At 40.6% G+C, this 25,202-nt stretch carries 25 protein-coding genes; 13 read left to right on the plus strand and 12 right to left on the minus strand.

Features of this window, described 5'->3' with window-relative positions; translation table 11 throughout:
- Positions 1 to 8: 8 nt before the first annotated feature.
- Genes B9T24_RS08405 through B9T24_RS08415 form a run of 3 tightly spaced genes read left to right on the plus strand, consistent with a single transcriptional unit; the run spans position 9 to position 2,492 of the window.
- Positions 9 to 548 (plus strand): DUF924 family protein, encoded by a 540-nt coding sequence (locus B9T24_RS08405; protein ID WP_086165360.1) that lies wholly within the window; start codon positions 9 to 11, stop codon positions 546 to 548.
- A gap of 51 nt (positions 549 to 599) precedes the next feature.
- Positions 600 to 1,154 (plus strand): CC0125/CC1285 family lipoprotein, encoded by a 555-nt coding sequence (locus B9T24_RS08410; protein WP_086165361.1) that lies wholly within the window; start codon positions 600 to 602, stop codon positions 1,152 to 1,154.
- A 30-nt stretch (positions 1,155 to 1,184) separates the two neighbouring features.
- Positions 1,185 to 2,492 (plus strand): DUF445 domain-containing protein, encoded by a 1,308-nt coding sequence (locus tag B9T24_RS08415; protein ID WP_086165362.1) that lies wholly within the window; start codon positions 1,185 to 1,187, stop codon positions 2,490 to 2,492.
- A 58-nt stretch (positions 2,493 to 2,550) separates the two neighbouring features.
- Here the strand turns inward: B9T24_RS08415 and B9T24_RS08420 are convergent, their stop codons facing one another.
- Positions 2,551 to 2,835 (minus strand): DUF2798 domain-containing protein, encoded by a 285-nt coding sequence (locus tag B9T24_RS08420; protein ID WP_086165363.1) that lies wholly within the window; start codon positions 2,833 to 2,835, stop codon positions 2,551 to 2,553.
- A 194-nt stretch (positions 2,836 to 3,029) separates the two neighbouring features.
- Here B9T24_RS08420 and argS point away from each other — a divergent pair, with 194 nt between their 5' ends.
- The gene (argS, locus tag B9T24_RS08425; protein ID WP_086165412.1) at positions 3,030 to 4,820 is read left to right on the plus strand and encodes an arginine--tRNA ligase; all 1,791 of its coding nucleotides are present in this window, start codon (positions 3,030 to 3,032) and stop codon (positions 4,818 to 4,820) included.
- 170 nt (positions 4,821 to 4,990) lie between these two features.
- The gene (locus B9T24_RS08430; RefSeq protein ID WP_086165364.1) at positions 4,991 to 5,602 is read left to right on the plus strand and encodes an SPOR domain-containing protein; all 612 of its coding nucleotides are present in this window, start codon (positions 4,991 to 4,993) and stop codon (positions 5,600 to 5,602) included.
- A gap of 147 nt (positions 5,603 to 5,749) precedes the next feature.
- On the opposite strand, the gene asd is transcribed toward B9T24_RS08430, so the two are convergent.
- The 3 genes from asd to pncB form a co-directional block, all read right to left on the minus strand.
- Positions 5,750 to 6,601 carry an archaetidylserine decarboxylase gene (asd, locus tag B9T24_RS08435; protein WP_086165365.1) on the minus strand — a complete coding sequence of 284 codons (852 nt, stop codon included), beginning with the start codon at positions 6,599 to 6,601 and terminating at the stop codon, positions 5,750 to 5,752.
- A complete protein-coding gene (locus tag B9T24_RS08440) occupies positions 6,598 to 7,446 on the minus strand; it encodes a sulfurtransferase (protein WP_086165366.1) in 849 nt (282 codons plus the stop codon). Before B9T24_RS08440 ends, asd begins: the two co-directional genes overlap by 4 nt.
- A gap of 113 nt (positions 7,447 to 7,559) precedes the next feature.
- Complete coding sequence (gene pncB / locus B9T24_RS08445; RefSeq protein ID WP_086165367.1) at positions 7,560 to 8,765, minus strand: nicotinate phosphoribosyltransferase; 1,206 nt, start codon at positions 8,763 to 8,765, stop codon at positions 7,560 to 7,562.
- Between the two features lie 320 nt (positions 8,766 to 9,085).
- Here pncB and dtd point away from each other — a divergent pair, with 320 nt between their 5' ends.
- Complete coding sequence (dtd, locus tag B9T24_RS08450; RefSeq protein WP_086165368.1) at positions 9,086 to 9,526, plus strand: D-aminoacyl-tRNA deacylase; 441 nt, start codon at positions 9,086 to 9,088, stop codon at positions 9,524 to 9,526.
- Positions 9,527 to 9,610: 84 nt separating this feature from the next.
- Here the strand turns inward: dtd and B9T24_RS08455 are convergent, their stop codons facing one another.
- From B9T24_RS08455 to serB, 3 genes are all read right to left on the minus strand, one after another.
- Positions 9,611 to 10,090 (minus strand): SCP-2 sterol transfer family protein, encoded by a 480-nt coding sequence (locus B9T24_RS08455; protein ID WP_086165369.1) that lies wholly within the window; start codon positions 10,088 to 10,090, stop codon positions 9,611 to 9,613.
- A 149-nt stretch (positions 10,091 to 10,239) separates the two neighbouring features.
- Positions 10,240 to 10,575, minus strand: a complete 336-nt coding sequence (aciT, locus tag B9T24_RS08460; RefSeq protein WP_086165370.1) for a ciprofloxacin tolerance protein AciT — start codon at positions 10,573 to 10,575, stop codon at positions 10,240 to 10,242.
- Between the two features lie 412 nt (positions 10,576 to 10,987).
- Positions 10,988 to 12,208, minus strand: coding sequence for a phosphoserine phosphatase SerB (gene serB / locus B9T24_RS08465; RefSeq protein WP_086165371.1), 1,221 nt, complete (start codon positions 12,206 to 12,208; stop codon positions 10,988 to 10,990).
- Positions 12,209 to 12,285: 77 nt separating this feature from the next.
- Between serB and B9T24_RS08470 the strand changes: the two genes are divergently transcribed.
- Positions 12,286 to 13,539, plus strand: a complete 1,254-nt coding sequence (locus B9T24_RS08470) for a hypothetical protein (RefSeq protein WP_086165413.1) — start codon at positions 12,286 to 12,288, stop codon at positions 13,537 to 13,539.
- A gap of 60 nt (positions 13,540 to 13,599) precedes the next feature.
- Here B9T24_RS08470 and B9T24_RS08475 read toward each other — a convergent pair whose 3' ends face one another.
- From B9T24_RS08475 to mhpT, 3 genes are all read right to left on the minus strand, one after another.
- On the minus strand, positions 13,600 to 14,553 hold the full coding sequence (locus tag B9T24_RS08475) for a bile acid:sodium symporter family protein (protein ID WP_086165372.1): 954 nt from the start codon (positions 14,551 to 14,553) through the stop codon (positions 13,600 to 13,602).
- 102 nt (positions 14,554 to 14,655) lie between these two features.
- The gene (gene pncA, locus B9T24_RS08480; protein ID WP_086165414.1) at positions 14,656 to 15,288 is read right to left on the minus strand and encodes a bifunctional nicotinamidase/pyrazinamidase; all 633 of its coding nucleotides are present in this window, start codon (positions 15,286 to 15,288) and stop codon (positions 14,656 to 14,658) included.
- Between the two features lie 247 nt (positions 15,289 to 15,535).
- On the minus strand, positions 15,536 to 16,741 hold the full coding sequence (mhpT, locus tag B9T24_RS08485; RefSeq protein ID WP_086165373.1) for a 3-(3-hydroxy-phenyl)propionate transporter MhpT: 1,206 nt from the start codon (positions 16,739 to 16,741) through the stop codon (positions 15,536 to 15,538).
- 719 nt (positions 16,742 to 17,460) lie between these two features.
- Here mhpT and dapA point away from each other — a divergent pair.
- Genes dapA through purC form a run of 3 tightly spaced genes read left to right on the plus strand, consistent with a single transcriptional unit; the run spans position 17,461 to position 19,735 of the window.
- Positions 17,461 to 18,360: a 4-hydroxy-tetrahydrodipicolinate synthase gene (gene dapA, locus B9T24_RS08490; protein ID WP_086165374.1), complete on the plus strand. Its 900-nt coding sequence runs from the start codon at positions 17,461 to 17,463 to the stop codon at positions 18,358 to 18,360.
- A 13-nt stretch (positions 18,361 to 18,373) separates the two neighbouring features.
- Positions 18,374 to 18,979, plus strand: coding sequence for a lipoprotein-34 precursor (NlpB) (locus tag B9T24_RS08495; RefSeq protein ID WP_086165375.1), 606 nt, complete (start codon positions 18,374 to 18,376; stop codon positions 18,977 to 18,979).
- A gap of 36 nt (positions 18,980 to 19,015) precedes the next feature.
- Entirely contained in the window at positions 19,016 to 19,735 is a 720-nt protein-coding gene (gene purC, locus B9T24_RS08500) for a phosphoribosylaminoimidazolesuccinocarboxamide synthase (RefSeq protein ID WP_074946872.1), read from the plus strand.
- Between the two features lie 261 nt (positions 19,736 to 19,996).
- Here the strand turns inward: purC and B9T24_RS08505 are convergent, their stop codons facing one another.
- The gene (locus B9T24_RS08505; protein ID WP_086165376.1) at positions 19,997 to 21,271 is read right to left on the minus strand and encodes a replication-associated recombination protein A; all 1,275 of its coding nucleotides are present in this window, start codon (positions 21,269 to 21,271) and stop codon (positions 19,997 to 19,999) included.
- A 276-nt stretch (positions 21,272 to 21,547) separates the two neighbouring features.
- On the opposite strand from B9T24_RS08505, the gene B9T24_RS08510 reads away from it, so the two are divergent.
- Together B9T24_RS08510 and B9T24_RS08515 are read left to right on the plus strand one after the other, a co-directional pair.
- Entirely contained in the window at positions 21,548 to 23,698 is a 2,151-nt protein-coding gene (locus tag B9T24_RS08510; protein WP_228145698.1) for a bifunctional diguanylate cyclase/phosphodiesterase, read from the plus strand.
- Positions 23,699 to 23,817: 119 nt separating this feature from the next.
- Positions 23,818 to 24,285, plus strand: a complete 468-nt coding sequence (locus B9T24_RS08515; RefSeq protein WP_086165378.1) for a DUF523 domain-containing protein — start codon at positions 23,818 to 23,820, stop codon at positions 24,283 to 24,285.
- Here B9T24_RS08515 and B9T24_RS08520 read toward each other — a convergent pair.
- Positions 24,282 to 24,734 (minus strand): YcgN family cysteine cluster protein, encoded by a 453-nt coding sequence (locus tag B9T24_RS08520; protein WP_004650840.1) that lies wholly within the window; start codon positions 24,732 to 24,734, stop codon positions 24,282 to 24,284. The genes B9T24_RS08515 and B9T24_RS08520 overlap by 4 nt on opposite strands.
- Before the next feature lie 192 nt (positions 24,735 to 24,926).
- Between B9T24_RS08520 and B9T24_RS08525 the strand changes: the two genes are divergently transcribed.
- A complete protein-coding gene (locus B9T24_RS08525; RefSeq protein WP_004650841.1) occupies positions 24,927 to 25,085 on the plus strand; it encodes a DUF1328 domain-containing protein in 159 nt (52 codons plus the stop codon).
- Positions 25,086 to 25,202: the final 117 nt, after the last annotated feature.

The following is a 25,202-nucleotide window of genomic DNA, read 5'->3' on the forward strand; positions in this document are numbered from 1 at the left end:
TAAATATTATGAATTATTCAGATATTTTGGACTTTTGGTTTCATCCAGACACGCAAGCATACTGGTTTGCAAAAAATGATGATTTTGATGGATTAATTCATCAAAAATTTGATGACATACATCATCAAGCTGCACAAGCCGAACTCTGGTCTTGGCGTAAAAGCGCTGAAGGTCGCTTAGCTGAAGTAATCATACTCGACCAATTTTCGCGTAATTTGTTTCGTGATCAGGCGCAAGCCTTTGCACAAGATGCTTTAGCCTTGGCACTTGCCCAAGAAGCCATTGACCTAGGTTTAGATCAGCAATTAAACCCAGAACAACGTACTTTTTTATATATGCCCTTTATGCACAGTGAATCGAAATTGATCCACGAGTTTGGGCTAAAATTGTTTCAACAATTAGGCCAGCCTATCGGTCTAGATTATGAAAAAAAGCATAAAGTCATTATTGATCGTTTCGGGCGCTATCCGCATCGTAACCAAATTTTAGCGCGAACCTCGACTGCCGAAGAACTCGATTTTTTAACGCAACCCAACAGTAGCTTTTAAGTATTTATTGTGTCTCCTCCCTTGCACAGTAAATCAGTATGGAGGTTTAACATGAAGAATAAATTTATCGGTCTAAGTATAGGACTGGTGATGGCCCTCTCTGGCTGTGCCATGACGCCTTCAAAACCCCTGACTTTTGACCAATTGGGTCAATTCAGTAACACGCCTTTGAATGCTCAATCTTATCGCATCAGTTTTCAAGCACGTCCCAATATGAGTTTTGGCACAGCGGAAGAAATTACCTTAGTCAAAGCAGCGCAAACCACAATACAAAACGGATTCCGCTATTTTAAAGTGCTGAATGATCCGAGCAATGTCAACCAACCACCACGTAAAGCAGTGGTCTATCCAACCCCAATGTACGCTCCATACGGTTATTACCGTCGTTACCCTGGTTTCTGGCCTGACCCATTTTATGATATGCCACAAGTGGTAACGATTGACCCCGTGCAAGTTTCCTATACCATTGAATGCTATAAAGATCAGAAAAAAGCACCGAGCGATGCTTTTGATGCCAGTTTAATTTTACAGTCTCTGGGTCAAAAATACGGACTTAGCCCGACAGGACAAGTCTTAGCACCGCAAATGCCAACAACAACAAAATAACCCGATGTCACACATCAACAGGAAGCTTGCATGACCACAGCGGAAGCAGAAACCACCCCAAGTTTGCAACGCAGTAAACGCCTTGCCACCATTGCCTTAATCATGGCGATTGTCACATGGCTAATCCTGATGGTGGTTGCCAAACTCCTTCCTGAATATGTGTGGCTGATTCACATTTTAATGCTCGCTGCTGAAGCAGGGGTCGTCGGTGGTTTAGCAGATTGGTACGCCATTACCGTGTTGTTCCGCAACCCGTTTGGCAAAATGCCGATTCCTAAATTTTTACTCGATCACACCGAAATTATTCCACGCAATAAAGCCCGTATTGCAGAATCGATGGGGCGCTTTGTTCAAGAAAACTTTTTGTCTCCACAAGTGGTCGAAAGAAGTCTACACAGCACCGACATTAGCCTTGCTGTGGGGCAATGGCTGGCAAAACCTGAAAATAACAGCCAAGTTACGCAGGTCATTCAGCAAACCGTACCCAAGATTTTTGAATTTGTCGGACAAGAACAAATTGGGCGTTTCATTCAAAACAATAGCGTGCAATGGGTGCGTAACACCCAAATCAACACCCTCGCCAGTGAAATGCTGCGTGCCGTTTTAGAAAATGATTTCCATCAAGATGTATTACAACACGGACTCGACTTAGCGCATGAATGGATGCTTTCGCATCCAGAAGAAACCCGCGAACTGACCCGTAGGTTATTCAAAGAACTGGGGGTGTTAAAACTGGCCAAAGGTGCCAGTTGGATTGGTATTGATGTACAACAGCGTACCATTGATTCATTGATCGAACGGGTTGAATCCATGCTAGCCGACCCAGAACATCCGTGGCGACAACAGATTGAAGACATTGGGCATCAGCTCATGCTAGAACTGGCAGATGATGAAAGTAGCGCCAGTCATCGCTTAAATAGCAGCAAAAATGCCTTGCTTGATAGTCCACAAGTACTGAATTTTATTAGCGGTGCGGTGGTGATTTTATGTGATGCGATTAAAGCGGACTTACTGAAAGCCGACTCAGGCATTGCCCAAAATTTGCGGGTCGCCATTCAACAAGTTGGTGAAAATATTATTTCCAATCAAGCAGTACGTGATCTACTGAATGAAAAAATGAGTGGTATTGCCATCAATTTAAGTGATCAATATAGCGAAAAAGTCATTCGTTTTATTAGCGAACGCATTCATGAGTGGGATTCACGAGAAATGATCGACAAAATTGAAAATGAAGTCGGTGGTGATCTACACATGATCCGCGTCAATGGTGTGGTGGTCGGTGCATTTATTGGTTTGGTGCTTGGGATTATTCGTGCTTTGGTTGATTTAGTATTGTAAAAATGTGTTTAAGAGAAAGTCATCTCGACCCACCGGCAATGTGCACTTCAGTATTGATTTACTTCGGTGCATTCTGAGCAGGCATATCAACCAGTTTGCCCGTCACTTTACGTACTAGCGGCAAAATAGCCAACACAATAGGAAAAGCAAAAGCCCAAGAAATCATCCAGTTATGCAGCCATAAACTGATAAAGCCGTCGATCCAACCCAAATTACGCAGCATATTAATAAAAGAAATAATACCACTCATCAGACAAGATAAAATAAATGGCATCACCACCGTGGCCCATTTTGCAGGCAGTTTGGGAATATTACCGATAATCATAGGGCGGTCAGGTTGCATATGCTCGACTCGGATTTTTTACAGTCTTCTAATATGCCATAAATCAGGCTTTTTTGAATATTTTCCTCGTTTTATCCCCTTCCTCCCGATGTAGACTGTCGGACATGTTTTATTCAATACAAATGGGTTTACCTAAAGACGGCAAAATTTGCTATATTCATTGTTTTTCCGCGACATTTATTTTTCGACTGATTATGAATACGGCAATCCAAGCAGCTCTCGAACATGCAGTGCAATCTCTTCAAGCTGAAGGTGTACTCCCATCCGACTTTAATAACAGTGGTAACTTAACGCGAACCAAAGACCGAAGCCACGGCGACTTCGCGTCAAACATTGCAATGATTGGTTCTAAAGCTGCGGGTATCAAGCCTCGTGATCTCGCGGAAAAAATCCTCGCAAATCTTCCCGAAGTCGCTGATATCAGCAAAGCAGAAATTGCGGGCCCTGGCTTTATTAATTTCTTTTTAAATGCCGACCAACGCTTTACTGTACTGGATCAGGTTCAAGCACAACAAGATCAATTCGGTCGCACCAGTGCAAATGCAGCCAAACGTGTTCAAGTAGAATTCGTTTCTGCCAACCCGACATCAAGCCTACATGTCGGCCATGGTCGTGGTGCAGCGTATGGTATGACTGTTGCCAATCTACTTGAAGCAACGGGTGCAACGGTTGACCGCGAATACTACGTCAATGATGCGGGTCGTCAAATGGACATCCTCGCAACATCGACTTATTTACGTTACCTTGAGTTAACAGGTCAGGAACTGGTTTTCCCAAAAAATGCCTATCAGGGCGACTATGTTAAAGAAATTGCACAAAGTATTATCGACAAAGATGGTGATGCATATGTGCGCCCTGTGGCCGAAGTCTATCAAGATGTGCCAGAAGATGTGCAATATGCGGCTGAGCCAGATAGCGATGGCAATAAAGTGGTGCTTTCAGGTGACAAAGAAAAGCACATTGATGGCTTAATCTATAATTCACAACGTTTGATTGGCGAAGGCTACCGTGTTTTCCATCAAGCGGCGTTAAAAGCCATTCTTGATGACATTAAAGATGACCTTGGCGAATTCGGGGTGACGTTCAATCAATGGTTCAGTGAAGCCAGCTTGACTGAAAAAATTGATGAAGCACTACAAATGCTGGATCAACGTGGCTTCTTATATGAACAAGACGGTAACATCTGGTTTAAATCGACTGAATTTGGCGATGAAAAAGACCGTGTCGTGAAACGTCGTAATGGTCAAACCACCTACTTCGCCTCTGACATTGCCTACCACTTAAATAAATTACAACGTGGTTATACCGACATTGTCGATATTTGGGGTTCTGACCACCATGGCTATATTGCCCGTGTCAAAGCAGCGATTGATGCGCTTGGCTATGACTCGAAAAAATTGACCGTCCTTTTGGTTCAGTTTGTCAGCCTATGGCGTAGTGGCGTGATGGTACAAATGTCATCACGTTCAGGGCAGTTCGTGACGTTACGCGACCTACGTAAAGAAGTCGGCAATGATGCCGCACGTTTCTATTACGTGATGCGTAAATCTGAACAACACATTGACTTTGACCTTGACCTTGCTGTGTCACAAAGCAAAGACAATGCGGTGTATTACATTCAATATGCCCATGCACGTATTTGCCGTATGCTTGAAAAAGCAGCAGCAACTGATGTGAATTTTGATGCTGTGAATGCACGTCAATTTGCGGCAAAACTTGATCTGGATGCTGAAACGGAAATTTTAGCCAAACTTGCCGCTTATCCTGAAATTGTGATTCGCGCAGCAAATAGTTATGAACCACATCAAGTGGGTAACTATCTGAAAGAATTGGCGGCATTATTCCACGGTTGGTATAATGAGCATAAAGTACTTAATGATGATGCTGAACTTACGCAAGCACGTTTATTACTTTCAGTAAACGTACAACAAGTGCTACGTAATGGTTTAGAATTATTAGGTGTATCTGCTCCCGAGAGCATGTAACCGTTTACATTGCTGCAAGACAAAGTCCGAGTGAGCATATCAACATTGCTATGCTCACTTGATGACGGCTATTGTCTGCGTCCATATGTGAAATAATACTGGGTATGGCTCCTGATGTGAGCCATGCTTAAAGCACAACCAATTGAATATTAGAATAATGAGGTTCACAAGTGTTTGGAAAAACGCAGCGCGGTGTATCAGAGCGACCAAATAAACCGAAAAAGCCCTTGATTCCGACATGGCTGGGGACGCTTGTGGTCATTTTAATCGTGTTAAGTTTTGCTGTAGCGTTAATGCTATGGAAACCGTGGGCACCTGTTCAGCCAAAGAATCAGATTAATTCTGAACATTATCAAGAAGACACCAATAAAGACTATCGTTTCTACGATTTATTGCCTCAACAGCAAGTCACACCTATTCCAGAACAAGCTGTGCCTGAAAGCAAGAATACAAGCACCGTAGTCATTGTTGAAGCGCCAGAAGCAGAACCTGCGACCAACACCCCCGTCACCGAACCAAGTCTTCAAGCATCAGAAGCACCCGTTGTACATCAGCCCAGTTATATTCTTCAAGTCCGTAGCTATGCAGATCCAGATAGTGCAGATGCTCGACGCGCTGAAATTATTTTAAATGGCCTATCTGCCGATGTGGTTAAATCAGTGGAAAATGGTCAAACTTGGTACCGTGTTATGTCTGGCCCTTATGACTCACCTGAAGCTGCGATCATGGCTCAGCAAACATTACAACGCAGTGGTATTGATTCAATTGTGGTCAAACGATAAACCCCAGATATAAAAAAGCGCCTAATGGCGCTTTTTTATGCTTTGTGCTTCCCCCTTTATTAAAGGGGGAATGAGGGGGATTTATTAATAAAAGTAAATTCTTTAAATCCCTCCAACCTCCCTTTAAAAAAGGGAGGCTAAAAGCATTTAAATCGTATGGCCTAAAGCTTCACCCATCACCACTGTTGAATTGGCTTTAAATGCGGCATCCCATGCCATTTTATCTTGTTCAAATAAAATGACTGCGGTAGAACCTAAATAGAAACGCCCCAATTCTGCCCCCTTTTCAAGGAATAAATCATGCTGATTGAGTTCCAAACGGCCCGTAGGTTTCACCTTGCCTGTCGCTACAGTTTCAATTCCAGCCACAATCATCGCACCGACTAAAACCACGGCCATACGACCCAATTCAGTATCAAACAAACACACCATGCGTTCATTACGTGCAAATAAACCCGGAATATTTTCCGCAGTGGTTTGATTGACCGAAAATAATTCACCCGGTACATACAGCGTTTCAGTTAACGTGCCTGCAACAGGCATATGTACACGATGGTAATCTTTAGGTGATAAATACACTGTTGCGAACTGACCATTTTTAAACGGTTCAGCCAATTGTGGATCGGCAATTAATTTTTCCACCGAAAAAGTTTGACCTTTGGCTTGGAAAATATCACCTTGTTCAATTTTACCCAATTGTGAAATGGCACCATCTGCTGGAGAAACGATACTTTTAGGATCAACATCAATCGCACGTACACCGTCTTTTAGTGAACGGGTAAAAAATTCATTAAATGATTTATATTTCAATGCATTGCTTTGTTCAGCAATTGACATATCAATGCCATATTGAGCTTTAAAAGCCTGAATCACCGTATTTTTTACAATTGGGTTTTCACTGGCTGCAAGTTTGCCCACCACACGTGATAATTGATGTTGTGGCACAACACGTTGTGCTTGAATAAAAATTTGTTTTTTTAAACGTGATGTGAAGCTCAAGATGGTAACTCTCCGGTAATAATCGGACTATCGAGGCGGTTGCCCCATTCACTCCACGCACCATCATAAGCTTGAATATGCCAACCGAGTAATCGACCCAAGATATAAGCTAAACCTGAACGGTGATGTGACTGACAATACACCACGACTGGTTCATTTAAATTGAATCCCAATTGTTCTAAGCGTTGTTGAGTGCGTTCTAAGGGATGTAATTTTAAATGATTTTCACGGTTAAGGGCAGTACTCCACTCAAAATGTCGGGCATTTGGAATGTGACCACCGCGTCGCGCTGCAAGTCGCAGTCCAGTGTATTCATCTTCTGTACGACAATCCCAGATTTGGATTGCATTGTTTTGCACTTTATCCAGCAGTTCTGGATATTCAATCCGGTATTGATCGATATTCGTTTGATTTATTTCAACCAAATGTTCGACAGGGGTTAATTTTCCCACTTCTGACGAAGTTGGATAACCCGCAGCTAACCAAGCATGAATGCCACCATTGAGTAAGCTGGTGTTTTTAAAACCCAAGCAATGTAAATTCCAAATTAAACGCCCTGCCCATGCACCACCTTCATCGTCATAAACCACGACATGATGCTCTGGAGAAATATTTAAATATTCAATCAGTGCTTGTAGTGCCTCCACATCTGGTAGTAAACCCGAAGCTTGCTCTTCTTGGCGCAGCAACTGCTTAGGTTTGACATGAATCGCATGCGGAATGTGCAATTGATCATAAACAGAACTACGACTTAAATCGACAATACGTAATTTATCATGACCCAAATGTGGCAAGAGTTGTTCTGCTTCAATCAGCAGCGCAAAATTAAATGTAGATATAGTCATACTTTTCGAGTTTTATTTAGATCAACATCTGTGATCTTAGCACAAGTCATTTTCACTATTATTCTGATTTTTTGCATTCATTTAGCAAAAAATCAGATATAGCAAAGCAACCTTTATGCGGTTTCAGTAATTTGGAACACCTGACGTAAATAGGCAAGGAAAGTATCATTATCGGTCATGGTTTTGCCGGGACTATCGGAAATTTTCGCCACCGATTGACCATTACATTCGACCAGTTTCAACACAATATTCAAGGGAGTTTGCCCCATATCATTGGTTAAATTGGTGCCAATACCAAAACTGACTTGGAAACGATCTTTAAAATATTGATGTAAAGCCCATGCTTTTTCTAAGTTCAGCCCGTCACTAAAGGTCAACATCTTACTTTTGCTATCGACTTTGAGTTTTTTATAATGTGCATAGGCCTTATCGCCCCATTCATAGGGATCGCCACTGTCATGACGTAGACCATCGAATAGTTTAGCAAAGTACAGATCGAAATCGCGTAAAAAGGCATCCATACCGACCACATCGGTTAACGCAATGCCTAAATCGCCACGATATTCTTGCACCCATGTTTCCAACGCTGCTTTTTGAAAATCACGTAAACGGACATCTAATGCTTGGAAGGCTTGCAGGAATTCATGTGCCATAGTACCAATTGGGGTCAAACCCAAGTCTTTAGCAATCAGGACATTACTGGTGCCACGAAAAATATCAGGCGCAGCGCGATTAAAGGCTTCAATCACATGTTTTTGCCAGTCATAACTATAACGACGACGCGTGCCAAAGTCGGACACTAAAAAGGGTGGATCATTCGGATTTTGTTCTTGTTGATATTGATTCAACAGCACCATTTTGGCCTGTAAACGACGTTCGCCTTCTGCCCAAACCTCATCACTACGAATACGGCGGAAATACAATTCATTGACAATGGCGAGGACAAAAATTTCAAACATCATTGCTTGAACCATCGGGCCTTCAACCCAAATATCCAAACGACCTTCTGAATCAATACTGGCTTTAATAAAACGACGTTTCAGTTGGAATAATTCTAAATAATCGACAAAATCACTTTTGATAAACCGTAAACTGCGCAGATAAAGTAGTTCATCTTCTTTAAACTTCAGCTGACATAAATAATCCAACTGCTCATTCAAATCATGCAAAATATCGGTCAGTGGATAAACCGTATCTTCTAAATTACGGCAACGGAAGTGATAGACACTATGCGTTTGAGGAAACTTATGTAAGACCACCTGTAACATGGTAAATTTATACAAGTCGGTATCTAATAATGAATGAATAATTGCAGACATATAACTTTCAGTTTTTATCAACTACTTGCATTAAAGCATATTTTATTCAGTTGAAAATGAAAGTTTTCGTAAATGCTCAAAGCAATTAGATGATTTACAGCGCCTGTATAAACGCTCAACCCACCTATTCGCTGAGTTCAATTCACACTACGGCATCTTAAAAAATAAACTCAGCCCTTTTCAAGCAAGGCAAGCTAAAACCAGTTTCAGTGAAAATAAACTGATTATTTCAGCACACATCAATACTGACTTAGTTCGGTCTTGATGTGTGTATTTGCTACAATTCACAGCAAATTTAAAATGATTGATTTGGTTAAATTATGCGTGCGTTATTGCAACGAGTTCTTGAAGCAAAAGTTGTCGTGGATGCTGAAACAACGGGAGAAATTCAACATGGCATTGTGGTCTTTCTGGGTTTAGCGAAAGAGGATAATCTGGAAAAAGGCAAAAAGCTGATTGATAAGATTTTAAAATATCGTTTTTTTGATGATGAACAAGGCAAGATGGGCTGGAATGTCGCTCAAGCAGGAGGTGGATTATTATTGGTTTCTCAATTCACCTTAATGGCGCAAACACAAAAAGGCTTACGTCCTGACTTTGGACCAGCCATGCCACCTACTGAAGCCAAAGCGTTATATGAACAATTGGTTGCTTATGCTCAAAGCCAATTTGAAGCTGTACAAACTGGTATTTTTGCTGCTGACATGAAAGTGCATTTGGTCAATGATGGACCTGTGACGTTCAATTTGGAAATTGAATAAGCCGTTGAAGCAATCAGCAACTAAAAAGCCCTGAAGTTTGATCATTCAGGGCTTTTTTAATGCATTTAAGCAGCTAAAACTGAATTACTTACCCGTTTTTTCACGAATAAATGAACGAACCAATTTTACTTTTTCTTTAATTGGTTTTGGTAGTTTAGGTGGAATCAACTTCGCCACTTTATTAAACCAAACCAAAAGACCAAAATCGCCTTCCATTTTAATGCTGCCATTTTGCATGCCTGTCATGAAAGCGGTCGGATCACCTTTCATTAAGGTTTTTACCCCTTGTTCACTGTCTGCAAATTGCAAAATAAAGTCAGCTTGTTCAGCAGCACCAGAGACGCTGTCAATTTGCCCGTTGTTGACGATAATTTGACGTGCAACGCCCAAATCAGTCCCAATTTGAATACGGAATTGACGTTCATGAACCAGCTCAATAAATTTTGGGCTGGTACGCGCCAACTGCTTCATACGCAAAGCCAAACCCGCCACTAACAAATCAAGCGGATCCGTGCTGACATCGACCAGTGGTAATTTTACGACAGGAATCGAAGAAAGTTTCATGACATTTAAGCCTATTGTAATTGTTGAAAAATTGACGACTTATCCTAACATAAGTTGTGTTTTTTGAACTAAGGCTTTGTATAATAATAATGCAGAAAAAAGAGGTGCCCAAAGCACCTCTTTTTTGAATGTTTTTTAGATCCGTTGCTTTAACGGCTCGAGCATTGTTGTTGGTCATCTTCGTACACGGGGGTATGTTCAATACAACGGCGTTTGGCTAAAGCACGTTCTGCACGGTGGTCTTCCCGAAATAACAGCATCGTCACAATCAGCATCGCTGACATGATTGCAGTGAGATAGCTATAGGTCATGGGCAATTCAAACACCATTTCTGTACTGAAACGGATGATTTCAATCAAACCCCAAAACAACATACCTGCGAACATAAAGCTTAACAAACGACGATAAGGTGAGAAGAAAACAGCTATTAACGCAGCCGCAATAAAGCTTAAGCCCACAATGGTTGCTAAATTTGCTGTGACCATAAAAACCTCCGTCTAAGACTCCATTTGGACATTTAAGTTTTGCCTAAATCGAATCCCCGATGACCGTTAAATAAATGATGGAATATATTTATATCAATTTCTTATGCAAACATTATGCGGAGTTTTGGCAAGAAAAAAAGTCTTGTATTTTTATAAAGCGACATACCTTGTCGCAATATTATTTTGTCATTACATTTTTTTATTTTTAACTTTTTCTAAAAGTGAGATGGGCTAGGACTTGCCGTGTCATTACAAAAAAAATAGGCATTTTTAGCCTTAAAAAAATATTTTTTCAGAACCGATTGAACGCTGTTTTTATCAGCAACTTAAGTCAACCGTTCATCGTATTTTAGTGATTTTTGCCACAAAAAACGCGACATTAGTGTCGCGTTTCGTCAATAAACTTCAATACTTAGGCACGATTAAGGTCTTTATCATGTACACCAATCAGATATAACACACCATCTAGACCGACGCTTGAAATCGCTTGATTGGCATTTTGACGAACCAAAGGTTTGGCACGGAATGCAACCCCTAAACCTGCAATCGATAACATTGGTAAATCATTTGCACCATCACCTACAGCAATCGCTTGTTCTAATGAAATCCCCATCTTGTCGGCAAGTTCACGCAGTAATAAAGCTTTACGTGCCCCATCGACAATATGACCTTTGACTTCACCTGTCACCTTGCCATCTTGCACATCCAAAACATTGGCATGCACTTCGTCAATGCCTAATTTTGCTTGCAAATATTCAGCAAAATATTGGAAACCACCTGAAAGAATCGCAGTTTTATAGCCCAATGCTTTTAAGGTTGAAATCAGACGTTCCGCCCCTTCTGTAACCGTTAAGCGTTCTGCAATTTTAGGTAACACAGATGCATCCATTCCTTTCAACAAGGCGACACGAGCGCGGAAGCTTTGTTGGAAATCCAGTTCACCCTGCATGGCACGTTCAGTAATTTCAGCGACTTGCTCACCCACACCCGCTTCAATCGCAAGTTCATCAATCACTTCTTGTTCAATTAAAGTCGAGTCCATGTCAAAGCAGACCAAACGGCTGTTACGACGGAATGCATTGTCTTCTTGAACCGCGACATCTACATTCAGTTCAGTCGATAAACGCAAACATGCCGCACGCATGGCAATGGCATCTAACATTTGCCCTTTTAAACCAAATTGTACGCAAGAACGTTTAGGTTCATCGGCTTGACGATGAAGATCTGGACGACCCGATAAGCGCGTCACGGTTTCAATATTAAAACCTTGATTCGAGACAATCTTGGTCACGGCTTGTAATTGTGAAGCAGTCAGTTCTGGTGCCAGTGCCGTGACGATATAACGGGTCTGACCACCCTCACTGACCCATTGATCATATTCTGTTGTAGAGATTGGTTTAAAGCGCACTGTTAAGCCAATATCATGTGCTAGAATCAAGATCTCCTTCATGGCTAATGCTGTAGCAGTTTGGTCATCTGACGAAACAACAATACCTAAAGTCAGTTGGTTATGGATGACGGCTTGTCCAACATCCAGAATTTGTAAAGAATGTACGGACAACACCTGCATTAATCGTGTAAATTGATTAGGCTGGTCTGGTCCCAAAAATGATATAAGAATGATTTCTCGCATGAATTGACTCGGATCTGAGCTACAACTATTGTAAGAATCATAATCCAATTTGAATATAAATGCCTTGGAAGTTTACGTTGAATGCGCCTAGACAAGGGCTATTTGCTAGCCTACTAATTGTAAGTTTTGCTTTACACACGTTTTTACTGGTACTTGCGACGACACACCAACTCAATGCAAATCGTGCCAGTCAGGGACAACTGATGACCACACAATTGGTCACAGACAGCTTATCCGAGCTTGAACCTGCCAATCCCGTGTCCTTAGCATTATTAGCCGACCGTTATGCAACCAACCCAAGTGTTGCTTCTATTCGTATTTTAGATGCGAATAATCAGGTACTTGCAACAGGTGGTTTAACCAAAACACGCCAAGGTGAAGTCTTTGTTCGTGAAGCGCTGCAAAATGAAAAGAAAGTCGGCAGTATTGAAATTACTTTAATTCAATCCAGCATTGGTGAAATTTTACGTACCCAATGGTTGGCCATTTTATTGTCATTTATCATTCATGGCTTAATTTGGTTGGCTTACCGTGCGATTGCCCGCCCAAGTCGCACCGAATATTTGGCACGGATTAATAATGAATCACGCCTGAAACATGAAATTCAAACCTTGACTCAAGCTTTACAACAAGAACAGCACAATGCTGCTGTCGCCATTGCCCAAGCACAACACCATGCGCAAGTAAAAGCCAAAATCAAAGAGCCAAAGCCTGTCGTACTGAATGACAACTGTATTGCCTTAAATATTCAGTTCTATGACCCTAAACAACTGATGGATTCGGTCAATAAAACAGTCTCTGTGCCTTATTTTAATTTGTGTCAAATTTTCCTGAATAAAACAGCAGAGTTATGTGTCCAACACTACAAACTCAATAGTTCAGATATTTCTACAGTACATAAATTTGATGAACATGGTGCCACCATTAGCATGTCGGTAGAAACACCGAATGCAGTGCAATGTTTGGTCATGATCAGCACCGTGTTTCAATTGTTATCAGATGTATTATACAAACGCTACCGTGAAGAAAAGCGCTTTGTTTTACAAACCCGTAGTGCCATTTCCAGTCATGTCGATGCCATGCAACTAACACCAGTACAAGCCGCAGAACGTCTGGTGCAACAATTGGCTGCAAAAGAAAGTGCGATTCATTTGCCCAATGAATTACTGAAAGACATTTCAGATCGTTACCAATTGGTCAGCATCCCTAATCCAACCAATGTGCTGACTCGTCATGCCTTTATGATGAATGGTATGGACAGCGAAGTGGCTGAATTGGCACAAACCTTTAGAACTGAAATTTTAAAAGCCAAACAATCGAAAGCATCTTAAAATTAATTCAATAAAAAACCGAGCACAGAGGCTCGGTTTTTTTCGCTTAAAAAGAACAGATTATTTAGGGTCTGTTTTTATTTGATTGGCTTTGCTGGCCCAATATGTCGCCAGTGCTGGTCCCGAAATATTATGCCATAAACTAAAAATAGCACTCGGTACAGCAGTAATCGGTGATGCAGCAAAATGCACTGCTGCCAAAGCCACGCCTAAACCCGAATTTTGCATCCCGACTTCAATGGCAATGGCTTTGCTGTCGGCATAAGGCAATTTAAATAGCCGACTTGCCCCAAAACCCAGTAAATAGCCCAAACCATTGTGCAATGCCACCACGGCTAAAATGAGTAAACCTGATTCTAAAATTTGCGTCTTACTGCCTGCAATAATCGCTGCGACAATGGCGACAATCGCAATCACCGAAATCAACGGCATGACTTGAATATAAGCCGCTACTTTTTGTTTCAGCACTGAACGAACCATCAGTCCCAAAATGATGGGAAATAACACCACTTTTAAAATTGAACCCAACATCAACAGTGCATTAATTTCAATCCATTGACTGGCTAAAAAATAGAAAATTGCTGGGGTTAATACAGGCGCTAAAATGGTCGAAACGGAAGTACACGCCACCGATAAAGCAGTATTTCCTTTGGCCATATAGGTAATCACATTGGATGCGGTTCCCCCCGGGCAACAACCGACAAGAATTACCCCAATCGCAATTGCAGGTGGCAATTGAAACAACTGACACAACAGATAAGCCAGTACGGGCATCACCATAAACTGTGCTACCACGCCAATCAGCACAGCTTTAGGACTGTGTAGCACCCCTTTAAAATCATCTACGGTCATGGTCATGCCCATACCAAACATAATAATACCCAGCATCCAGATGATATAAACTTTAAGCCAGACAAAAGCTTCAGGTACGATTAAGGCAATACCCGCAAATAACACCACCCACAGCGCAAAAGTTTTTTGAATAAATTGGGTAAAGCGCAAAAAAGTAGACATAACGGTGACATTCCCTATTTATTCTAGTCTCAAATCGTAAGATCACTTTTAAAAGGCTCATCAAACTCAAGTGTTTCTGTTCTCGGCCCGATTATGCATTTTTCATGCATACTGCTGAATAATATCTTTCACCAAAATCCGTTTCACCCCTTTCGCCAGCATCTCTTGCCATGCCTGCTGCAATGAACCATTTAAGTCGATGCCTTTGGTGGCATCGGAAATAACATAAGCTTTAAAACCAAACTTACATGCATCAATTGCCGTCCATGCCACACAAAAATCGGTCGCAATGCCAACAATAAACACCGTATCAATGCCGCGTTCTTTTAAATAACCAGCCAAGCCTGTGGTGGTCTTTTGATCAGACTCCATAAAAGCAGAATAACTGTCGATATGCGTATGGCAGCCTTTGCGGATGATCAATTGAGCACTGGGCAAATGAAGATTGGGGTGCAGTTCTGCATCTGGCGTACCTTGAACACAATGTACAGGCCACAAGACTTGCGTACCATAATCCAGTTTAATCGTTTCAAATGGCTGTTTAGCATCATGATTTATAGCAAATGACACATGATTTTCAGGATGCCAATCTTGAGTAATCACTATCGTTTTAAAATACTGCGCCAATTGGTTAATGTTCGGAATAATCTGATCTGCATGCGCCACAGCTAAATTTCCACCTGGGGTAAAACCATTTTGCACATCCACAACAATCAGCGCGGTATTGTTTTGCATCATTTTCAGTCCATTCTTAGTGAGTTGTCATTTTTGTGACTCAGCATATAACAAAATAAATTTCAGTATTTAGGCTGGACAGTAAAAATAATATGACTGATAAGTTAAATAATCACCATACTTGGGCAAATTCGATACGCAGCATCATTCAAAGTTCGAAATTTTTTTACTCTGGCTAAAAGATAGAAATATATTTTAAGTTAAAAAAATAGCCCGCAATATGCGAGCTATTTCATCGAACTAGAACTTAAGCTGGTGTTTGTAAGCGACGAACCAAAATCAACATGAAGATTGCTGAAATCACAATACAAGGAATAGCGGCTGAAATAACCCCTGCGGCACCAAAGCCCGCTGCAAGGAGTTGACCTGCAATTGCGGGTCCAAGCATTGCACCTATACGTCCTACGGCTGATGCCATACCCACGCCTGTTGCACGCACTTCAGTCGGGTAAACAATACTCCCGAAAGCATACAGTACACCTTGGCAACCAATCACAAAGGCCCCCACCAATGCTGAAGCCATATACATTTGCGTCAATGAACTTGCTGCATTCAAGCAGAATAAGCCTGCCAGAATACCGCCGTACATCAAAATAATGACATAGGCTTTTTTCCAGCGGTCGGTTAACATGCCTAATACCACCGTACCCACTGTTGCACTGAGCATAAAGAAAAATTGTGCCGTACTGCCTTCTTTACGAGTAAAGCCTAGTTCCATAAACAATGAAGGCAACCAACTTAACATGATGTAAACCACCATCAAGGTAAAGAAGTAGCTCACTGAAATTAAACAAGTACGCGCCACGTTATGACTATTGAATAAATCTTTAAAAGAACCTTGCGTTGCTGCTGTGGTTTCCACTGTATTTTTTGCTTTTAAAAATTCACGTGACTCAGGTAAAAACTTCATCATGATTGGAATGACAAAAATAGGCAGTACACCACCTAAATAAAAAATGTTTTTCCAATTTGAACCAAAATCCAAACTTGCAATGTACGACAAAATTGCAGCGCCGACAGGCATACCACAATACATTAACCCAACAGCACGTCCTCGGTTTTCAGCTTTAACCGCCTCAGAAGCAAGCGTAATTAAATTCGGCATTGCCGCACCTAAACCTGCACCCGCTAAAAAACGAACCAATAACAGACTGTTAAAACTGTTCACCCATACTGTACATAAAGTAAATAAGGCAAAAACTGCAACAGAGCAAATCAATACCTTTTTACGCCCAATACGATCTGAATATCGCCCACCAATCAGCGCTCCAGGTAATAAACCTAAAATCCCTGCGCTAAAAAACACTCCCAATTGCGAACTGTCTAAAGCAAAAGCTTCACGAATACCCGCCGCTGCAATGCCTGCTGCCTGAATATCCAAACCTTCAATAACCGCAATTAAAAAGCAGATTGCCACCGTAATTGCAGCATGCCTGTTATCTGATCTTTCCATTGGCAATTTCCCTATTCAATCAGTGTCCAAAATAGAACGCCATCATCCATGACTCAGGAAATTCAAATAACTACCAATAAGTGGAAGGATTTACAGTGTGTTAACAAAAATAATAGATATTTAACGTTTTTCGTGGGCAGAACAAATAGTCGCAAAAACACTTAATCGGATTATCCACAGCATAAAAAACGGAAGTCTTTCTCTATAATTACAACTTTATACGCCTATTTATAATGAAATAAAAAAATGTCAGTCATCGTTTTAATTGATTATTCTGCAACTTTTCACTCCGGTTTTACATAGATTAAATTCTTGTTTTATATAGCTTAAAAGTCTATGCTAATCCCTATTAAATCTTAAATCCTGATGTTTTTACACGGAATTGCTACTGCTGTTGGCTTTAAAGTGCAAATAGGACATTTTTACTCGTATTTTTTATACAAAAATAGCCTGACACTGGTCATGATATTCATTAAAATTTTAGGGCTAAAGGTTTTCTTAACATAACTTTGCTATATTTATTTTAACGACTTTGCATAAAGTTTTTATATGCTTTGACTAAAGCATATTGTTCTTCATCGTTTGTTCGTTCATAATTTGCATAAGCATTATTCAATTCGCTTTAATCGTATTGAAATTGCTATAAATCAAAATACGCACCCATCCAAATTTATGTTTTTCTACCTCTGCCGGATGGACAAATAGGATATTTTTTTAAAATGACTCAGCAAGCACAGATCATCCAAGGTTCAATTGTCGCAATCGTCACTCCGATGTTTGAAGATGGCAGCGTAGATTGGAAGGGTCTAGAAAAGCTCGTTGAGTGGCATATTGCACAAGGCACCAACAGTATTGTTGCAGTGGGTACGACAGGCGAAGCATCCACTTTAAGTCTGGCTGAACATAAACAAGTGATTAAAGAAATCGTTCGTGTAGCCAACAAACGTATTCCTATCATTGCAGGTACGGGTGCAAACTCGACCCATGAAGCAATCGAACTCACCAAAGAAGCGAAAGAGCTGGGTGCCGATGCCGCGCTGTTAGTGACTCCGTACTATAATAAACCCACGCAAGAAGGTTTATATCAGCATTACAAAGCGATTGCTGAAGCAGTTGATTTACCTCAAATTCTTTATAATGTCCCTGGCCGTACTGGCGTAGACATGCTCAATGAAACCGTGATTCGCCTTGCTGACATCCCGCAAATTATTGGGATTAAAGATGCCACAGGTGATGTACCCCGTGGTCAAGCGCTGATTGAAGGATTACGCGGTAAAGAAATGACCGTTTACTCTGGTGATGATGCAACGGCTTATCAACTGATCGCACTAGGCGCACTAGGCAACATTTCTGTGACAGCAAATATCGCACCGAAAGAAATGAGCCAAATTTGTGCTGCTGCTATTTCAGGTGATGCAGAACGTGCTGAAACTTTGAACAACGAAATTGCAAATTTACACAATATTCTATTTTGTGAATCCAACCCAATTCCTGTGAAATGGGCACTTCATGAAATGGGCTTAATTGGTACGGGTATTCGTTTACCATTAACTCCTCTTGCAGAACAATATCGCACACCGTTGCGTGAAGCACTCAACGCTTCGGGTGTCATTCAATAAAGAGCACAATACTATGCAATTACGTTTTGGTTTAACCCTTGCACTTTCAGCATTTGGTTTAATGGGTTGTAGTTCCATGGGAATCAACAATGGTTCTCTGGATTATAAAAATACTGCATCCCTTGAACCTCTGAAATATCCTGAAGGTTCAATGGTTCGACCTGCAACGCCATTGTACCCAGCTCCAAAGGTTGACCCTCTTGCCCTTGAACACGCACCTAAATTGGAAAATAAAAAGGGCAACCGTTTTGCGATTCCCCGTCCAAATCAAGTGCAAGAAAACAGCTTAATCAATAGTCCAGCTGACAGCGGCAATGTCAGTCGTCCACAACTTGTTCGTGATGGAAATCAAAATCCGTTACTCAAAATTGATGGAAATTCTGCTACAATTTGGCAGTACACACTTGCTACCCTCAGCAGCCTTAACCATAGCATTATTGGTCAGAGCAAAAATCGTTACGAAGTAACCATTAAGGTCGATCAAAAGGTGTATGTATTAAGACTGACCTCTGTAGGTTCAAGTAACAACCTAGCCGTGTTCAATGCCGATAATAGCTTTGCAGACCAAGAAATCGCTGCTGAACTATTAACCCAGATTTACCAAAATTGGCCAGCCTAGTCGTACTAGGCATTTTTTTTTGAAAAAGGTTCCCCCATGTTGAAACAAACCTTGCTCTATACTGGTAAAGCGAAATCTGTTTATGAAACAGACAGTGAAGATCACCTGATTTTAGTCTTTCGTGATGATGCCTCTGCGTTTAATGGCGAAAAAATCGAACAACTAGATCGCAAAGGCAAGGTTAATAACCGTTTCAACGCCTTTATCATGGAAAAATTGGCTGCTGCTGGCATTGAAACTCACTTTGAAAAACTTCTTTCTCCAACTGAAGTTTTAGTGAAAAAATTGCAAATGGTTCCTGTTGAATGTGTAATTCGTAACTACGCAGCGGGTAGCTTGTGCCGTCGTTTAGGTGTTGAAGAAGGTAAAGAATTAACCCCTTCTACATTTGAATTATTCTTCAAAGACGACGCGCTTGGCGACCCAATGGTCAATGAATCTCAAGCGATTGCTTTAGGTTGGGCAACTGCGGAACAACTTGCACAAATGCAAGTACTGACTTACAAAGTAAACGAAGTCCTAAAAGATTTGTTCGACAAAGGCAATATGCTTCTGGTTGATTTCAAACTTGAATTTGGTGTGTTCCACGACCGTATCGTTCTGGGTGATGAATTCTCTCCAGACGGTTGCCGTCTATGGGACAAAGACACCAAGAAAAAACTCGACAAAGACCGTTTCCGTCAAGGTTTAGGCGGTGTTGTTGAAGCCTATGAAGAAGTGGCTACACGTTTAGGTATCGACCTTTCTGATATCTAATCCGCATACTGATTCAAAAAACCGAGCCATCAGGCTCGGTTTTTTTATGCATCGATAAATCGAAAAAACAAATGTTACTAATAAAAATGATCGTTTTTACAAAATCCAGTTATCGCACTAAAATAATCATAACGCAGACAAGATCAGCTTTAAGGCTGTGAAACCAAATTTAATTGTGCTCAACCGTTATTCCTAAAGGATGTCTTCTCCCAATCTCAGACATCCTTTTTAGCCCGACTCATTCCCGAGTTGGGCTTTTTTTTATTGCTGCTGCTGTTCCTGCTGCCAACGACGTTGTTGAAGTTTTTCACCTTCGACTTCGCGTTTATTTCGAGCTGACTCATATAATTTGGTGCCTTTTAATTCAGGCGGCAGATATTCTTGCAGAATAAAATGCTCAGGATAATTATGTGGATATAAATAATTTACCCCATAGCCCTGCTCTTTCATTAACTTGGTCGGGGCATTTCTTAAATGCAAGGGCACAGATAAATGAGCGGTTTTTTCAGCTAAATCCAACGCCTTATTCATGGCTAAATAGGTGCTGTTACTCTTGGCACTGGTGGCCAAATACACCGCACATTGTCCCAAAATAATTCGGCATTCTGGCATGCCGACCACTTGAACCGAACGGAAGCATTCACCCGCCAGCAACAAGGCATTTGGATTGGAATTACCTATATCTTCCGAAGCTGCAATTAGCATACGACGGGCAATAAACACGGGGTCTTCACCACCTTTGAGCATACGTGCCATCCAGTATAAGGTCGCATCTGGATCACTGCCGCGAATGGACTTAATAAAGGCAGAAACCAAATCGTAATGCTGTTCACCCGATTTGTCATAACGAGCAATACTTTGCTGTGCAACTTTTACCACCACGGCATTGGTAATGCTATTTTCCAATTCAGCTTCAAAAGTACTGGCGATCAGATCCAAAAGGTTTAATGCCTTACGTGCATCTCCCGCAGCAAATTGAATTAACGCTTCATATTCTTCAATTTGAATAAATCGTTCTTTTAAAAAATCATCATTTTGCAATGCTTGCTTCAACAAGGTCTGAATAGCATCGTCTGTTAATGCATTTAAGCTATAAACCTGACAACGTGATAGCAAAGCATTATTGACTTCAAAAGAAGGGTTTTCAGTGGTCGCACCAATTAAAGTAATTTTGCCTTTTTCCACAGCATTCAGTAATGCATCTTGTTGTGACTTATTAAAGCGATGAATTTCATCAATAAAGACTACAGGTGTTAGTAAATCCCCACTTTCGGCAATCACTTCACGAAGCTCTTTCACCCCAGTATTGAGTGCCGATAAACTGACGAAAGGCCGATCTACCGCTTGTGCCAACAGCAAAGCAATGGTGGTTTTTCCAACACCAGGCGGGCCCCAAAAAATAATGGAAGGCAAATGCCCCTGATCAATCATTTGGCGTAACGGTGCTTGAACACCTAACAAATGCTCTTGACCCATAATTTCGGATAAATCACGTGGGCGGAGCCGTTCAGGAAGAGGAATGTTACTGTCTGACATCTTGTTATTTCTTTACTGTGCTTAAAACAAGTCTACTATGTAATTTTAAGCTCGCGTATTTCAATTTAAGGGTTTTACAAAAAAATCATATCGCTTTTTTTTAAGTTTATGCCATATTACTGTTGATTATTTGAATCTGCATTGAAATAAAATAAAGCATATTTACTGTGACTATAGATTAATAATTCTCCTTTTTATCAAAAAAGTGTATAATTATTATGTGAATAGCATCACATTTTTCTCATTATTATGGTCGTTTTTAAATGGGTAGGCTGTATGAAATATACTTTCAAAAGCAAGCTAGTACCTCTTAGACAGGAGTTTAATATTCAGCTTGACCATATCAATGAAGTAAGTAATGTGCAATTACCTACAGAAACTTTAATGTCCCAAGCCTTATTAGATGAATTACCCCAACCGATTTGGGTGAAAAGCAAACAAAATCAGTATTATTATAATCAAGCAATATGCCAATATCTTGGTAAAAATCTCAAGCAACATGAGATAATTTTTTGGCAAAACTTTATTCATCCTGAAGATTTTGAACACTTCATTGTTTTATGGCAACAAGCATTAATCACACAACAAGATTTTGCAAAAGAATGTCGGATTAAGCATGCGCAAAAAGGATATCGATTTTGTTTGATTTCCGTACAGCATTACCCTGAAAATTTAAATAATTTTGCTTGGATGGTCACCGTAAGTGATATGCATGAGCATTATTTAAAACAACTTGAATTGACTCACCAAGTCACCGTACAAAGCCAAATGTTAGATGCAAGTCTAGATGGCATTACAATGTTAACAGCAGATGGTCGGGTCAGCGATATGAATCGCTCAGCTTGTCTTGCGCTTGGTGTATCCGTAAATGCAAAAAAATTCGGCATGTCTTGGTTAAACTTATTACCTGAATCCATGCGAAATTCAGGACAACATGCGTTCAATCATGCCATCAAAGGAGAAAATGCACATTTTGATGGGGTGATGACTATTGCAGGTCAACCAGCGCAGTATTGGGAGCATACTTTAAACCCTATACTGGATGATGTAGGTCTACTCCAGAACATCCTCTGTGTTTCTCGTGATATCAGCCCACAAAAAATGGCTGAAAAAAAACTAAAACAAGTCATTGAATTAGATGAATTAACGGGTTTATATAATCGTCGGGCATTTAATAAAATCTTTAAAAAAACCATTCAAAATGCACGTCAGCAGCAGCAATCGGTCGGCTTTTTACTGATTGATTTGGATTATTTCAAACATATCAATGACACTCTCGGTCATATTGCTGGAGATTATTTACTTCAGATTTTAGGTCAACGTTTAAGTGGTTGTTTTAAAAGTGGGGTCGTGGTTGCACGATTAGGCGGTGATGAATTTGCGATTATTATCCCCAATTTGACTGATGAATTTGAATTATTACAAATTGCCAAAACAGCTCGCTTACAACTGGATATCCCGATTTGTTATGCAGGACAATATATCAATGGTGGCATGAGTACTGGCTGTGCCATTTATCCTCGCGATGCACAAAATAGCTCAACTTTACTGCAATGTGCAGATGTCGCCTTGAATGATCTTAAAATCAGTGGCCGTGGTGGCATTCGTATGTTTAAAAGCACCATGTTTAAAGCCATCGAGGTCGCCACCAAACAATTGGCCCTTGCTCGAGCAATCATTCAAAATGATAAAATTATCCCTTTCTATCAGCCTAAAGTCCGTCTGGCTGATGCGAAAGTGATTGGCTTTGAGGCTTTGCTGCGATGGTACGATAAAGAAGGTTGTATCCAACTGCCCTCGCATATTTTTTCATCTTTTCAAGATTATGAACTGGCGACGCGCATCAGTGAAATTATGCAATTAAAAGTCTTTCAAGATATGACGCAGTGGCTAGACTCAGGCATGCAGCTTTTACCCATTTCAATTAATGCTGCACCGGTCGAATTCTTAAGAGATAATTATGCAGAAACATTATTAAATCGACTGGCACAGTTTAATATTCCACATGACATGGTGGAAATCGAAATTACCGAGCAAAGCCTTTCAGAACGTGGCTCAGACTATGTCATTCGTGCCCTTAAATTATTAAAAAAAGTGGGAATTCACATTTCATTAGATGATTTTGGTACAGGACATTCATCTTTAACCCGCTTAAGAAATTATCCTGTAGATTGTCTTAAAATTGATCGTAACTTTATTGAAAATATGCATGATGATCCTTCCGCAATGGCAATTGTCAAAGCCATTAGCCAAATAGGTGCCAGCATTTCGTTAAATATATTGGTTGAAGGCATTGAACATCTAGAACAATTAGATGCACTTAAAGCATGTGATTGTCATATTGGACAAGGCTTTTATTTTCATCGTCCGATGGCATTTGATCATATCACAGCATTATTACAGCCCGTGGATGCGCCTGATTCTTGATCTTAAATTGCTACTCAGCGCTGCGCCAATCTATGACACAGTAAATGTCTGAGCGCATTGTTGTATTACAAAACTTGATTCCATTCAGACCATATGACCGATAAACCCTTGGTGCCGCCATGTATTTAATCAGTGCTTGTCTTGCAGGTGAAGCGGTACGTTATGATGGAAAATCATATGTGTATGAGCAAATTCAACAACTCATTCAACTAAAACAAGTCATCACGGCCTGTCCTGAAGTTTTAGCAGGACTCTCCATTCCACGTAAACCCGCAGAAATTTTTTGGGGTACTGGAGAAGATGTGTTAGCAGGTCGTGCGCAAGTCATCGATCTAGATGGTGTTAATGTCACGCAGGCTTTTATTGAAGGGGCTTATCAAACCTTAGCTTTGGCGCAACAGCATCATGTATCTACTGTGGTGCTAAAAGAAAATAGCCCTTCCTGTGGAAGTAACTCTATTTATGACGGCACTTTTTCCAATCAAAAAATCAGTGCGATGGGCGTAACAACGGCCCTATTAAGACAACATGGTTTTAACGTGATCTCGGAAGCCGCTTTTTTTGAATTATTAAATTCATCCGACTAGCGTACCCAACGCACGATATAATCTTCAATCTCATCTTCATCGACTTCAACTTCGGAAATACAACGACCTGCTGCCGATTTTCTGGCTTGGATCACACTGCTACGTGTACCGGTATTTAAATAATGCCAAGACGGTAATTTTTTCTGTTCTTTTAAACGACGATAGGCACAACTTGCTGGCAGCCAATGAATGGTCGCTAATTTCTCTGGGGTTAATTGAATACAATCAGGGACAAAATCAAGGCGCTGCGCATAATTACTACACTGTGCCGTTTTGCAATCTAAAAGTTTACAGGCCACTTTGGTATAGGCCACCTCTTGCAGTTCTTCATCTTCCAATTTGATTAAACAACATAAACCACAGCCATCACATAATGCCTCCCATTCAGCACGATTCAGTTCAGCTAAAGGGTATTTTTTCCAGAATTGCGGACGTAATTGCTCGATCATAAAAGTGAAAAAATAAAGAATATTGCTTATTATAACGTGTTCAAGTTCATGATGTATGTAATCTTATTTTTACTTTTAATCATATACTTACCACTTAATTGAACACTTTATAAACAGAAGCATAACAATCTTCGAAATTTCTAAGCCCTATACTGAATCTACTTTGAAAATAACAACGCATGGAGAAAGCTTATGTTTCGTTGGGCAATTATTTTTGCAGTGATTGCACTGATCGCCAGTTTACTCGGCTTCGGTGGTGTCGCAGGCTTATCAAAGGACTTTGCGATTATTTTACTGGTGATCGCAGTGATTTTAGCGATTATCGGTTTCCTATCTCGAGGCAAAGTATAACGATCCCCTACATGTAAATAGAAACTGAGGAAGTAAACATCGTTAAAAGAGTCTATTTTAAGGCTCTTTTTTCATCGGTAAATTTTATTAATACCATTTTATAAAAAATTTGAAGTT

Source organism: Acinetobacter sp. ANC 4654 (assembly GCF_002135425.1).
Classification (GTDB): Bacteria; Pseudomonadota; Gammaproteobacteria; order Pseudomonadales; family Moraxellaceae; genus Acinetobacter; species Acinetobacter kyonggiensis.

Bases quoted from the DNA above. Each gene is read 5' to 3' on its own strand.
- B9T24_RS08405 (WP_086165360.1), top strand. From the start codon at position 9: ATGAATTATTCAGATATTTTGGACTTTTGGTTTCATCCAGACACGCAA.
- B9T24_RS08410 (WP_086165361.1), top strand. From the start codon at position 600: ATGAAGAATAAATTTATCGGTCTAAGTATAGGACTGGTGATGGCCCTC.
- B9T24_RS08415 (WP_086165362.1), top strand. From the start codon at position 1,185: ATGACCACAGCGGAAGCAGAAACCACCCCAAGTTTGCAACGCAGTAAA.
- B9T24_RS08420 (WP_086165363.1), bottom strand. From the start codon at position 2,835: ATGCAACCTGACCGCCCTATGATTATCGGTAATATTCCCAAACTGCCT.
- argS (WP_086165412.1), top strand. From the start codon at position 3,030: ATGAATACGGCAATCCAAGCAGCTCTCGAACATGCAGTGCAATCTCTT.
- B9T24_RS08440 (WP_086165366.1), bottom strand. From the start codon at position 7,446: ATGACTATATCTACATTTAATTTTGCGCTGCTGATTGAAGCAGAACAA.
- pncB (WP_086165367.1), bottom strand. From the start codon at position 8,765: ATGTCTGCAATTATTCATTCATTATTAGATACCGACTTGTATAAATTT.
- dtd (WP_086165368.1), top strand. From the start codon at position 9,086: ATGCGTGCGTTATTGCAACGAGTTCTTGAAGCAAAAGTTGTCGTGGAT.
- B9T24_RS08455 (WP_086165369.1), bottom strand. From the start codon at position 10,090: ATGAAACTTTCTTCGATTCCTGTCGTAAAATTACCACTGGTCGATGTC.
- aciT (WP_086165370.1), bottom strand. From the start codon at position 10,575: ATGGTCACAGCAAATTTAGCAACCATTGTGGGCTTAAGCTTTATTGCG.
- serB (WP_086165371.1), bottom strand. From the start codon at position 12,208: ATGCGAGAAATCATTCTTATATCATTTTTGGGACCAGACCAGCCTAAT.
- B9T24_RS08475 (WP_086165372.1), bottom strand. From the start codon at position 14,553: ATGTCTACTTTTTTGCGCTTTACCCAATTTATTCAAAAAACTTTTGCG.
- pncA (WP_086165414.1), bottom strand. From the start codon at position 15,288: ATGCAAAACAATACCGCGCTGATTGTTGTGGATGTGCAAAATGGTTTT.
- mhpT (WP_086165373.1), bottom strand. From the start codon at position 16,741: ATGGAAAGATCAGATAACAGGCATGCTGCAATTACGGTGGCAATCTGC.
- dapA (WP_086165374.1), top strand. From the start codon at position 17,461: ATGACTCAGCAAGCACAGATCATCCAAGGTTCAATTGTCGCAATCGTC.
- B9T24_RS08495 (WP_086165375.1), top strand. From the start codon at position 18,374: ATGCAATTACGTTTTGGTTTAACCCTTGCACTTTCAGCATTTGGTTTA.
- purC (WP_074946872.1), top strand. From the start codon at position 19,016: ATGTTGAAACAAACCTTGCTCTATACTGGTAAAGCGAAATCTGTTTAT.
- B9T24_RS08505 (WP_086165376.1), bottom strand. From the start codon at position 21,271: ATGTCAGACAGTAACATTCCTCTTCCTGAACGGCTCCGCCCACGTGAT.
- B9T24_RS08510 (WP_228145698.1), top strand. From the start codon at position 21,548: ATGAAATATACTTTCAAAAGCAAGCTAGTACCTCTTAGACAGGAGTTT.
- B9T24_RS08515 (WP_086165378.1), top strand. From the start codon at position 23,818: ATGTATTTAATCAGTGCTTGTCTTGCAGGTGAAGCGGTACGTTATGAT.
- B9T24_RS08520 (WP_004650840.1), bottom strand. From the start codon at position 24,734: ATGATCGAGCAATTACGTCCGCAATTCTGGAAAAAATACCCTTTAGCT.
- B9T24_RS08525 (WP_004650841.1), top strand. From the start codon at position 24,927: ATGTTTCGTTGGGCAATTATTTTTGCAGTGATTGCACTGATCGCCAGT.